We start from the raw sequence: 12,135 nt of genomic DNA, 5'->3' as shown, positions 1-12,135 counted from the left end.
AACGAAGGGATGCTCGACTCCTATGGGAGATGCAGGAAGGGTGAGACCCCGCAGGAACGAGGAGGCTCAGCTCATGCCCCATGGAAAGCGAGCATCCCGTAGTGGAAATCAACAAGACATTCTTATTTAATTGACAACTTCTTTTTTCAACAGTATGAAAAGAGATAAATAGCTACTATGCTATTTATCTCTTTTTTTCATACAACACTAGCAGACTGTATTTCCTTTAATTGTCTAACAGTAATACTGTATTTTGTACGTATAGCTTCTAATTCCATAATAGCCACATCAATGTATTCGGGATCGGCATAAATAAAATTAATTTCTTTTAGCTCTAAAAGTTTTTGTAAGCTTCTTAACTCATTATGTAAAAGTTGTGATGGCGTTTCATCAATTATTTGGTTTTTAGTAAAACGTTGAAAGAATGATTTAAATTTTTCAGTTTTTCTACTAATTTGTTCTTGACTCGTTATTAATTTTGACATTCTGTAATCCTCCCTAAATATAGAAAATATCTACTATTTGAAGACATAGGCTTGTCCAACTTAATAAACTTGAAAGAAACTTAAGAATTGGTTGTTCTAAATCTTATTACAGCGTTGGTAAGTATATTCATGTAAATTTTTAAAAAATCAATTTTTTTTACTAAAATTGATTCTCCAGAAAAAGATGGTTTAAAAATAGAACGATTTAGAAAAGCTTTAAGTGTATTTACAATTTAACGTTTTGCATCATTCTGTTACACTAAAGGAACATAAAGGTTTTTCTTTATGCAAAATGAATTTGAAATAAGTGAGGTAAAGATTTATGGAAAAGATTGAAGTAGGCGAAATTCTTACACTTAGCTATGATGAAGGAGACGAGCAAGATTACGAAGTACTAGGCTCAATTACGATTGAGGGTCATGAATACATAGCAGTAGGTTTACTAGAAGAAGTAGAAAAAGAAAGTGAAGAGGATATTGATGTTTTCTTCCTAAGAGTCGAAGAAGATGGCGAGTTTTACGATATAGAAACAGAAGAAGAGTTTGAAAAAGTTTCAGCTGCTTTTGATGAAGTCTTAAGATAATAAGATCAGAAATAAGTAGGATTAAAGCATTGGAATACGGGTAAAGGAATAGGAAGTATTTCATAATTTTAATAAAATTAGAACACTTGTAGATCATACAAAGTGTTCTTTTTTGTATGTTTATGTAGAAATATGTAGGTTTTATTAAAAATTAGGAGTACAAACTATTAAATTTTCGGTATACTACAAATAGCAATTATATTAGGAGGAAGCTTATGCAATTTTCATTTAGAAATTACGCTTTCCCTTTGATTTTACTAAGTAGTATCATCATAGGTTCAGTCATCGGTTACACTAACGAAAGCGTAGGAATAGCCCTTAAACCAATAGGGGATTTCTTTTTAAACTTATTATTCGTAGTAGTTGTACCGCTTGTGTTTTTCTCTGTAGCTTCAAGCTTTGCAAATGGTGGAGGAGAAAAATTCGGTAAGATTATGCGAAATATGTCAGGAGTATTTTTATTTACAGGTATTATTGCAGCGATCATAATGCTTGTTGTTATGAAGTTTTATCCACCTGCACATGGGGTTCATATCCCAATTGTTAAGCCAGATGCAACTGATAAAGTATCAGTAGCCGAGCAAATTGTAAATACATTTACGGTGAATGATTTCTCAGGCTTGTTTTCAAGAAGTAACATGTTAGCAATTATTGTATTTGCTGTATTAGTTGGTTTAGCAACGAATAAAGCTGGCGATAAAGCAGACATTGTTAAAAAATTATTATCAAGTGGTAATGTAGTGATCATGAATATGGTTAACTATATTATGTATCTTGCACCTGTAGGATTAGGAGCTTATTTTGCTTATCTTGTTCCAACATACGGAAAGGAATTACTAGGTTCATATGAGCGAGTTTTTGTTTTATATTATGTAACTGCTATTCTATTTTATTTTATTGTTTATAGTATTATTGCTTATATGGCCGGTGGTAGTTATGGATTTAGAATTTATTGGAAAAATGTATTACCTTCAACGTTAACATCTTTAGGAACTTGTAGTAGTGCAGCAACGATACCAACAAATTTTGAATCAGCTGAACAAATGGGCGTATCTAAAAATATTAGAGAGACTGTTATTCCTTTAGCTAGTGCATTACACAAAGATGGATCTGTTATGGGTGGAGTCGTAAAAATTGCTTTTGCCTTTGGTGTATTTGGAATGAATTTCTCTGGTTTGAATATTTATCTTGTAACAATCGGTATTGCATTACTAGTTGGTATGGTAATGGGAGCAATTCCGAATGGTGGAATGATTGGGGAAATGTTAATTCTTTCTCTGTTTGGTTTACCAGTAGAATCTTTACCAATTCTTGCGGCAATTAGTACGTTAATTGATCCGCCTGCAACAATGTTAAATGCAACAGGTGATTTATCTGTAAGCATGTTAGTTGAGAGATTGACTAACGGGAAAAAGGCTGCATAAAAACGAAGACTGGGAATCTCCCAGTCTTTTATTTTTGTAAGAGTATTATTCCTTGTCTTCTCATTTTTCAAGTTTCAGTCATAATATCCCCATTTACATGAAGTACTTGGCCTGTTACATAAGTAGAGCCATCAGAAGCAAGATATATTTCAAATTAATCGATACAAAAAAGAACACATAGCTTAATATGTGTTCTCATTTTTAAAAAATTATTTTAAGTTTTCAGGGTTTAATTCTTTTAATTCTTCGATTACGAAAAGACCATCTTTACGGATTAAAACGTCATCGAAATAGATTTCTCCTCCACCGTATTCAGGACGTTGGATACAAACCATATCCCAGTGGATATTTGAGTTGTTACCGTTGTAAGCTTCATCATAAGCTTGACCTGGTGTAAAGTGAAAGCTTCCATCGATTTTTTCATCGAATAAGATGTCTCCCATTGGGTGTAAGATGTATGGATTTACACCAATTGCGAATTCACCGATAAAACGTGCACCTTCATCTGTATCAAAGATTTTATTGATACGCTCAGTGTCGTTAGCAGTTGCTTCAACAATTTTACCTTCTTTGAATTTAAGTTGAACATTTTCAAAAGTAAAACCATTGTTAGGAGATGGCGTGTTATAAGAAAGTGTACCATTTACTGAATTACGAACAGGTGCTGTAAATACTTCACCATCAGGAATATTCATTTCACCAGCACATTTAATAGCTGGGATATCTTTAATTGAGAATGTAAGATCAGTTCCAGGTCCTTTAATTTGAACTTTATCTGTACGGTTCATTAATTCAACAAGAGCATCCATTGCTTTGTCCATTTTTCCGTAATCTAAATTACATACATTAAAATAGAAATCTTCAAATGCTTCAGTGCTCATTTTTGCTGATTGAGCCATTGAATCAGTTGGGTAACGTAGTACAACCCATTTAGTTTTTGGAACACGAATTGCTCTATGTACTTTTTGGCCTACAGTTTTACCATGGATTTTAGTTTTTTCATCTGGTACATCAGAAAGTTCATTAATATTAACACCTGAACGTAAACCGATATAAGCATCCATATCTTTCATTACATTTGCTTCGTATTCTGCTACTTTATTAAAGTGTTCTTCAGTAGCACCCATTAATAATGCACGATCTACTTTATGATCCTTGATTGATACGAAAGGAAAACCACCAGCAGCATATGCTTCTTTAACTAAAGCTGTAACTAATTCAGTTTCTAGCTTAAAGTTTTCAATTAAGATTTTTTCTCCTGGTTGTAATTTTACTGAGTAATTGATTAAGTTTTTAGCTAATTTTGAAATACGTGGATCTTTCATTGAAAATTCCCTCCAATAATTATAACTATATACCTATTGTAAACTATTTAGTCAGTTTTGTTTACTAAAGTATTCTTTTTTTACTAAAGAATTTGAAAACTTGTTTTACGACTAGTTTAGTGTTTGGTAAAATTTGTAGTATAATACGAAATAAGTGATTAAATTTGTGGAAGGCTATGAATGAAAGGGGTTTTTTCGAATGGATTTAATTTCAATTAGTGCATTAATCGCAGCAGTTGCATTTGTGATCTTAGTTGTATTTATTAGTCGTACTTTATTCCGACTAGAAAGGGTATTTAGAGGTGTAGAGTCTACTATTGCTGAAACACAAAAAGATTTACATAATGTTTGTGTTGAAGCCGTTCAATTAGTACATACTTCGAATCATTTAGCAAATGAGGCTAAAATTTTTGTGAATAATTCGAATGAACTTACGAAAGATATGCGTGAACGAGCAAAATCCCTTGATGTATTAGCTAAATCAGTCGAAGAAGTCGGAGTTACAATCTCAGAAATGAATGAAAAAGTACGAGATACTGCTAATAATGTATCGAATACTGTAAAAGTTAGTACTGAAAAAATGTCCCAAGTAGTTAATTGGGGTAATACAGCAATGGATTTATGGGAAAAGTATAAAACGAAGCGTGAGGGAAAAAAGAGAAATGGTAAATCGAATATCAACGATTCAACAGTTTGATGAACTAATTAACAACGAAGAGAAATTTGTATTTTTAAAGCATAGTACAACATGCCCAATTAGTCATGCAGCTTATACTGAATTTTTAGCATTTGCATCTGCATATGAGAATGTACCATTGTATTTTTTACAAGTTCAAGATGACAGAGAATTGTCTAACTATATTGCTGAGAAAACGGCAATCAAACATGAATCTCCTCAATTATTTATTTTTGAAAATGGAGAAGCAGTTTATAATACTTCTCATTTTTCAATTAAGAAAGATTCAATTGAAAATGCTTTATTAAAAAAATAAAAAAACTGCACCTTAAATCGTAACTTAAGGTGCAGTTTTTTTATGTAGTTTGAAAAATACCCAAAAAGTTTGATTCTCAGACTGATTGAAAACGTTTGCCTTTCGAGGCGCGAAGCCTGATGAGGAGCGGAGTTACCTTTATCGGTAATGAGCACCGCTCAGCAGGTGAAGCAACGAAGAAAGCGAGCGTTTGGCGGACAGTCAGAGAGTTATTCTACGTCAAAACCAGCAGCTTTCCACGCAGCAGTACCACCATCGATATATGCAACATCAGTGAATCCCATTTTTTTAAGTATATATGCTCCTAAAGATGCTTGACCACCTGCGCCACATGTAACAAGAACAGGGCGATTTCGATCTGCTAATTTAGGCTCGCGTAAATGTTCAGGTAATTCTAAATCAGCACGGATTGGTAGCATTCCAAGTGAGATATTCAAACTGCTTGGTATTAATCCGCATGCACCTGCATCAGCTGCGTCTTGAACATCAATTACTAATGTTTCAGGATTTGAATTAATTTTTTCACGAGCATCTGCTGAACTGATTCCTTGTACATTGTCACGTGCTTCTGCAACCATTTGTTTAAAAGTAATTGCCATTATTACTCCTCCAGTATAATGAAATTAGAAATCCCTAAATTTGGAAATCTCATCTATACAATACACCGAAAGTCTTATGCAATTCAAATTGATGGAGCAAATCATAGGGTTTATAGGAAAAAAGTAATGAAAATTTATAATTAAAACAAGGGAAATGAAGTTACGTGCAGAAATTATTTATAGTTAAATTATTTTTACATATTAAAATCGAGCGTTGAAAGAAGGAGTAAATATGCCAGAAACATTTAAATTTAAGACATCAGATCAGCATTTGCATGCATCTTTTAGTAACGAATATGAACCAATTCAAATCATTCGTTCTGGTGATTCGATTGAGTTTGATACGATTGATATCGGGTGGGGTTATTCGCATCAAAATGGAGAAAGAGTAAAATTCGTGTCAAGGGAAAAGGAAGAAGAATGGGGTCATCCTATGATTGGTCCATTTTTTGTAGAAGGTGCTAAACCGGGTATGACACTTGAAGTTAAAATAAACGAATTAAAAGCTGGCTGGTACGGCTGGAATTGTGCAGGTGGTAAAAAGAACTGGCAAAATAACGCATTAGGTATTTCAGAAGAACTAGAAGTGACATTAAATTGGCTAATCAATGAAGAAAACAATACGGCGAATACTAAAATTAGAGATAAGGAAGTTTCAGTACCATTAGTACCATTTTTAGGAGTCCTAGGTACAGCGCCTACTGAATCAGGTGTACATTCGACTATACCGCCGAGATATTGTGGGGGAAATATCGACTGTAAAGAGTTGGTAGAAGGTAGTACTTTGTATTTACCTATAGCCGTTGAAGGAGCACTTTTATCTGCGGGTGATGGACATGCTGCACAAGGAGATGGGGAAGTATCTGGTCAAGCGATCGAATCTCCATTTGATAAAGTGAATCTAACTCTTACAGTAAGAGAAGACATGCAGATTAATATGCCACGAGCTAACACGCCGGTAGGGTGGCTTACTTTTGGCTTTGATGAAGACTTAAATAAAGCAACTAAAACAGCATTAAATGGTATGGTCGAATTAATTCAAGAGCTATATGCTATTGAAAAAACAGAAGCGGTTGCTTTAGCTAGTGTTTGTGTTGATTTGAGAATAACTCAAATTGTTAACCATGTTAAGGGTGTCCATGCTGTTTTGCCTCATAATATTAATATCACTTCAATTTATAAGAATGAATAGATTTGAAAATTGGAGGGTCACAAAAGTTAATTTAAATTTATAAAAGTTTATAAAAATATCACAATTTGTTCTAAATGCAAATCACTCATTGTGTTTATATAGAATACATGAGGTGAGTAATTTGAAAGTTGATTGGGTCGGTGGAACTAAACAAACTCTTAATATTGTGAATAAAACAATGATACTTGCGAAAAGAGTAAGATTAAGACCAACTAAAGAACAAGAAACACAATTATGGAAATCAGTGGGAACTGCCAGATGGGCTTATAACTGGTCCTTGTCCAAACAAGAAGAAAGTTATAAAAACGGTGGGAAGTTTATTTCTAATGGCATATTAAGAAAAGAATTAACTTTATTAAAACAAACTGATGAGTTTTCTTGGTTGTATGGGGTATCAAATAATATTACAAAACAAGCGATAAAAGATCTTTGTCATGCGTATGAAAAGTTCTTTAGAGGGTTAGCAGATAAACCACGATTCAAAAGTAAAAGAAAATCAAAACCATCCTTTTATAACGATAATGTAAAGTTAAAAGTAAAAGGAAAGAAAGTGTTGATTGAAAAAGTCGGTTGGGTTGTAACTTCTGAATTGATACCGGATGAAAAATACTTTAATCCTAGAATTAGTAACGATGGGAAATACTGGTATATATCTGTAGGGATTGAAGAATTAAAACCAACAATTGAACATACAGATGTCTCACTTGGTATTGACGTAGGGATAAAAAAATTAGCCGTTTGTTCAGATGGCACCAAGAAGAACAATATTAACAAGACAGATACTGCTAAAAGTGCAGAGAAACGTCTACGTAGGTTACAGCGTCGAGTTTCTCGTAAATATGAAATGAATAAGGAGGAAAACCGTTTCGTCAAAACAAGTAACATACTAAAAATCGAAAAAAAGATACAACACCTCCATAGAAGATTGACAAATATCAGACTAAATCATCTTCATCAATCCACGAGCGAGATCGTGAAAACCAAACCTTATCGCGTCGTAATGGAAATTCTAAATATTAAAGGGATGATGAAGAATAAGCACCTGTCAAAAGCAATTGCAAAGCAGTGTTTATTGAAATTCAAACGCCAAATTCAATATAAATGTGAAAAATATGGCATTGAATTTGTTGAAGCTGATATTTGGTACCCATCTTCTAAAATGTGTTCAAATTGTGGGAATTTGAAAAAAAATTTAAGGCTATCAGACCGAATATACAAATGTGAATGTGGTCATGAAATTGATCGAGATTTAAACGGTGCGATCAACTTGTCACGATATAAATTAGTAAATGTTACCTAAACGTCATAACTGAACATGTAGGATTCGTTGTATCCGAATTTACGCCCTTGGAGTGTTATACCAAACGAAAGTAGCCTGACTAGGCAAAATCTGACACGTAGAAAAGGGAAATAAACGAAATCTATAAAAATAATAGTTATTTATTGATTTTTATAAATTTTTGGCAACGGAAAACCAATCGTTATGATTCATTGGTTTACTCCAGACTCTAGGTTAATGCAAGGTTGCATGGAACCGATTTTTACTAAGAAAAACGGTTATAAAAGGATTTACTTTGACCTTCCAGGTATGGGTAAAACTAAGGGCGGAACAAACATTAATACGACAGATGATATGCTGAATATCGTCTTAAAATTTATTGATACGATCATACCGAGTCACTCATTTTTATTAGCCGGAGAATCTTACGGGGGATATTTAGCAAGAGGAATTATTGCTAATAGACCTGAAAAAGTCAAAGGTGTTGCATTATTTGCCCAATGATTATTCCACAATTTGAGAAAAGGTCGTTACCAAGACATACTATAATAGTTGAAGATAAAACTTTTTTAAATCAATTAAATGAACTTGAAAAAACTGATTTTCGTTCAAATAACGTAATTTTAGATGAAAAAACTTGGGTTCGCTATAAGGAGGAAATTGTTAGCGGATGTTCAATTGCTGATCAAGAATTTTTATCTAAAATAAGGAATAACTACGGATTTTCATTTGAAATAGATAAAATTAAGTTTAATAAACCTAGCCTATTTTTATTAGGATTACAAGACTCGGTCGTAGGGTTTAAAGACGCATTTACTATTCTTGAAAATTTTCCAAGAGCATCATTTGCAATTTTAGATAAAGCTGGCCATAATCTTCAAATAGAACAAGAGAATCTATTCAACTCACTGATTAACGAATGGTTGGACAGAGTATTAGATGTCGAAGAAGGACGTAGTATTTCCTAAGATTAAAAAAGAAGAGTTTGTTTAACAACTCTTCTTTTTTTGCTTGTTTAAAAAAACAGTCAATATTAAAGAATGGATTACTAAGTAAAATTAATTGATAAAGATTTTGGTCTTCTTTGGTTTAGAGTTATTTTTGTTTATAATACATAAATTTTTGATAAAAAGTTATGGCCTTTTTTGGATACGAATTTAGAGGATTATTTATTTTTAAATTTTAACGTAATTTCTATTTTTATATTTCTTGTTCTTTTTATCTTAATACCTGAAAATTTATTCTAAAGTTTTTAAATATAAACTTTTTTTGATGAATAAGTTGATTGGAACGAAAGGGGGCTCGACTCCTGTGGGATATGCGGGAAGGCTAAAGACCCCGCAGGCTAGCCGAGGAGGCTCAGGTCTCGCCCCGCGGAAAGCGAGCACCCTGTAGTGGAAATCCACATCACATTACTTATTTAATTGACAACTTCTTTTTTCAACAACGTAAAGAAGAGTTACTTTGATAACTCTTCTTTTTATTTTGCGTCGGAAATATCCCCAACGAGAATACAAAATATTCACTAAAAAAACATTTTTTTAAAATAATGCTCATGTTTTGATTAGCTTTCAATAAAGTGTCATAATAACAAATGAGATATTGGATATTGGTATTTGCAAGGAGGATTTAATTTGACTAAAAATGATTTAGAACAACTTAGAATTGAAATAGACGAGATTAATCATCAAATATTTGAGTTATTAAATAAAAGAGGCGAAATCGCTAAGAAAATTGGTATAGCAAAAATTGATCAAGGTGTTAAACGTTATGACCCAGTGAGGGAACGTAAGATGCTAGATCATATTGCCGAAATCAATGAAGGTCCTTTTAGTACGGCTACCCTCCAACATATTTTTAAAGAAATTTTTAAAAGTAGCTTAGAGCTTCAAGAAGAAGACGATAAAAAAGTTCTCCTTGTTTCAAGAAAAAGAAAATCAGAAAACACAATCGTAAATGTAAATGGTGTTAATATTGGTGATGGAAGCCCAATTATTATTGCTGGTCCATGTGCAGTCGAGAGCTATGAACAAGTTGATTCAGTAGCGAAAGTATTAAAGGAACAAGGAATAAAAATTATGCGTGGTGGTGCATTTAAACCACGTACTTCGCCTTATGACTTCCAAGGACTAGGTGAAGAGGGCTTAAAGATTTTAAAAGAAGTTGGCCAAAACCATGGGTTGGCAATTATTAGTGAAATAGTAAGCCCAGAACATATTGAAATGGCATTAGATTATGTTGATATCATTCAAATCGGCGCAAGAAATATGCAGAACTTTGAATTACTAAAAGCAGCAGGTTCTGTAAATAAACCAATTTTATTAAAAAGAGGTTTATCAGCGACAATCGAAGAATTCATTTATGCAGCTGAATACATTATGTCAGAAGGCAATCAAGAAATTATTTTATGTGAACGTGGCATAAGAACTTATGAAAAAGCTACGAGGAATACATTAGATATAACAGCTGTTCCAATTTTAAAACAAGAAACACATTTACCAGTATTAGTAGATGTTACACATTCGACAGGTAGAAGAGACTTACTAATACCTGCAGCAAAAGCGGGACTAGCAATTGGAGCTGATGGTATTATGGCAGAGGTTCATCCAGATCCTGCTACTGCTTTAAGTGACTCATCTCAGCAAATGAATTTTGATCAATTTGACCAATTTATGTCTGAAGTTAATTCTTTCATAAATCGATAATCAACATAAAAGCGCTGGCTGAACAAAATCAGTCGGCGCTTTTTGAATAATTTGTGAACGTTTGTTTTAAATTAGCAATATATAGTGATAAACTACGAATAATTTACATTTTTTTCTAATAGGTGTATTGAACGAATATTCGTTTCACTATAAGATAGAATGAAGCACTATTTTTGTGGAATATTACGTTTTATGACTATTTTACCTAAATAAAAAACAAACTACATAATAGATAGAATAAAATAGAGGAGTGATGAATATGACGGTTACGATTTATGATGTAGCACGTGAGGCAAACGTTTCCATGGCTACAGTTTCACGAGTAGTTAATGGTAATCCAAATGTTAAACCTACTACACGAAAAAAAGTAAACGAAGCGATCAGTCGTTTAGGATATAGACCAAATGCAGTAGCAAGAGGACTAGCAAGTAAAAAAACAACTACAGTTGGTGTAATAATTCCAGATATTTCAAATACTTTTTATGCAGAACTAGCACGTGGTATTGAAGATATTGCAACAATGTATAAATACAATATTATCTTAAGTAACTCAGATGAGAATGTTGAGAAAGAAATTACATTAATGAATAATATGTTAGCAAAACAGGTTGACGGAATTTTATTTATTGGTGGAACAATTACGGATATTCATCAAGAAGAGTACGAAAAGGCTGGCGTTCCAATCGTATTATCGACTACATATGATGAAGCTAATAAAATCCCTTCAGTAAATATCGACTATACTCAGGCGGCATTTGATGCAGTAGATTATTTAATTAAAAAAGGTCACCAAAAGGTAGCATTCGTAAACGGACCTACTGAAACGAATATTATCGGATTAAGTAAGTTAGAAGGATATAAACGTGCTTTACAAGAAAATGGAATCGAATTCGATGAAGAGTTAGTAACTTATGGTGATAATACGTATGAATCAGGAAGTGAAGCTTTTGAAGCTTTCCATGAGCGTAATATTATTCCGACCGCGATTTTCGTAGCATCTGATGAAATGGCGATTGGCGTTATCCACAGTGCCCAAGACCACGGTATATTAGTTCCGAATAATCTTGAGGTTTTTGGGTTTGATAATACAAGATTGGCATTAATGGTGCGTCCAAAATTATCATCTGTTGCTCAACCAATGTATGATATTGGTGCAGTTGCAATGAGATTATTAACGAAGTATATGAATAAAGAGACAGTGGAAGATCATACAGTCATTCTTCCGCATCATCTTCAAATTAGACAATCAACAAAGTAAATGATGAAAGTAGCTTAGAATTTTAGTGATTCTAGGCTTTTTTGTTTTTATGGGGAATTTATTGGTGAAAGTAAATTTGGGTGGACCACAATTAAGTTCTCAATAGGTGCAAATAAACATGGGAGGTCCGTTAATGTTCTTAATTGGTACAAATAAAAAGAGGGTGTCGTTGAATAAACGAAGGGGTGCAAATAAACATGGGAGAACCGCAAATAAAGTTTAAATAAGAGGAGAATCGCAATTAAAATTGGTAAAAATGCAATTAAAATCTGAGTATCGCAATTAAAATTGGT

General features: G+C 33.1%; 13 protein-coding genes. 10 read left to right on the top strand and 3 right to left on the bottom strand.

Annotated features, from left to right (window positions below):
• Positions 1-197: 197 nt before the first annotated feature.
• A complete protein-coding gene (locus CN946_RS12360; RefSeq protein WP_098861383.1) occupies positions 198-485 on the bottom strand; it encodes a hypothetical protein in 288 nt (95 codons plus the stop codon).
• Between the two features lie 322 nt (positions 486-807).
• Between CN946_RS12360 and CN946_RS12355 the strand changes: the two genes are divergently transcribed.
• Together CN946_RS12355 and CN946_RS12350 are read left to right on the top strand one after the other, a co-directional pair.
• Positions 808-1,068: a DUF1292 domain-containing protein gene (locus CN946_RS12355; RefSeq protein ID WP_049819710.1), complete on the top strand. Its 261-nt coding sequence runs from the start codon at positions 808-810 to the stop codon at positions 1,066-1,068.
• A 215-nt stretch (positions 1,069-1,283) separates the two neighbouring features.
• Positions 1,284-2,492 (top strand): dicarboxylate/amino acid:cation symporter, encoded by a 1,209-nt coding sequence (locus tag CN946_RS12350; RefSeq protein ID WP_098861382.1) that lies wholly within the window; start codon positions 1,284-1,286, stop codon positions 2,490-2,492.
• Between the two features lie 209 nt (positions 2,493-2,701).
• Here CN946_RS12350 and CN946_RS12345 read toward each other — a convergent pair whose 3' ends face one another.
• Positions 2,702-3,817: an aminopeptidase gene (locus CN946_RS12345; RefSeq protein ID WP_098861381.1), complete on the bottom strand. Its 1,116-nt coding sequence runs from the start codon at positions 3,815-3,817 to the stop codon at positions 2,702-2,704.
• Positions 3,818-4,016: 199 nt separating this feature from the next.
• Here CN946_RS12345 and CN946_RS12340 point away from each other — a divergent pair, with 199 nt between their 5' ends.
• Together CN946_RS12340 and ytxJ are read left to right on the top strand one after the other, a co-directional pair.
• Complete coding sequence (locus tag CN946_RS12340; RefSeq protein WP_097979145.1) at positions 4,017-4,514, top strand: DUF948 domain-containing protein; 498 nt, start codon at positions 4,017-4,019, stop codon at positions 4,512-4,514.
• Entirely contained in the window at positions 4,480-4,809 is a 330-nt protein-coding gene (ytxJ, locus tag CN946_RS12335; protein ID WP_098426527.1) for a bacillithiol system redox-active protein YtxJ, read from the top strand. The genes CN946_RS12340 and ytxJ overlap by 35 nt, the downstream gene beginning before the upstream one ends.
• Before the next feature lie 209 nt (positions 4,810-5,018).
• Here the strand turns inward: ytxJ and CN946_RS12330 are convergent, their stop codons facing one another.
• The gene (locus tag CN946_RS12330; protein ID WP_098861380.1) at positions 5,019-5,408 is read right to left on the bottom strand and encodes a rhodanese-like domain-containing protein; all 390 of its coding nucleotides are present in this window, start codon (positions 5,406-5,408) and stop codon (positions 5,019-5,021) included.
• 232 nt (positions 5,409-5,640) lie between these two features.
• Between CN946_RS12330 and CN946_RS12325 the strand changes: the two genes are divergently transcribed.
• The 6 genes from CN946_RS12325 (at position 5,641) to ccpA (ending at position 11,842) form a co-directional block, all read left to right on the top strand.
• On the top strand, positions 5,641-6,600 hold the full coding sequence (locus CN946_RS12325; RefSeq protein ID WP_098861379.1) for an acetamidase/formamidase family protein: 960 nt from the start codon (positions 5,641-5,643) through the stop codon (positions 6,598-6,600).
• A 178-nt stretch (positions 6,601-6,778) separates the two neighbouring features.
• Positions 6,779-7,900 carry an RNA-guided endonuclease InsQ/TnpB family protein gene (locus CN946_RS12320; protein ID WP_098861456.1) on the top strand — a complete coding sequence of 374 codons (1,122 nt, stop codon included), beginning with the start codon at positions 6,779-6,781 and terminating at the stop codon, positions 7,898-7,900.
• Between the two features lie 183 nt (positions 7,901-8,083).
• Positions 8,084-8,383 (top strand): alpha/beta fold hydrolase, encoded by a 300-nt coding sequence (locus CN946_RS24025; RefSeq protein ID WP_353616196.1) that lies wholly within the window; start codon positions 8,084-8,086, stop codon positions 8,381-8,383.
• Complete coding sequence (locus CN946_RS24020) at positions 8,380-8,847, top strand: alpha/beta fold hydrolase (RefSeq protein ID WP_353616195.1); 468 nt, start codon at positions 8,380-8,382, stop codon at positions 8,845-8,847. Before CN946_RS24025 ends, CN946_RS24020 begins: the two co-directional genes overlap by 4 nt.
• Positions 8,848-9,513: 666 nt before the next feature.
• A complete protein-coding gene (locus CN946_RS12310) occupies positions 9,514-10,584 on the top strand; it encodes a bifunctional 3-deoxy-7-phosphoheptulonate synthase/chorismate mutase (RefSeq protein WP_056473486.1) in 1,071 nt (356 codons plus the stop codon).
• 259 nt (positions 10,585-10,843) lie between these two features.
• Positions 10,844-11,842, top strand: coding sequence for a catabolite control protein A (ccpA, locus tag CN946_RS12305; protein ID WP_098861378.1), 999 nt, complete (start codon positions 10,844-10,846; stop codon positions 11,840-11,842).
• The last annotated feature ends 293 nt before the right edge of the window (positions 11,843-12,135 follow it).

Source organism: Bacillus sp. AFS053548 (assembly GCF_002575105.1).
Lineage (GTDB): Bacteria > Bacillota > Bacilli > Bacillales > Bacillaceae_G > Gottfriedia.
The sequence above is the reverse complement of the archived record's forward strand: the minus strand, read 5'-3'. Positions and strand labels throughout refer to the sequence as shown.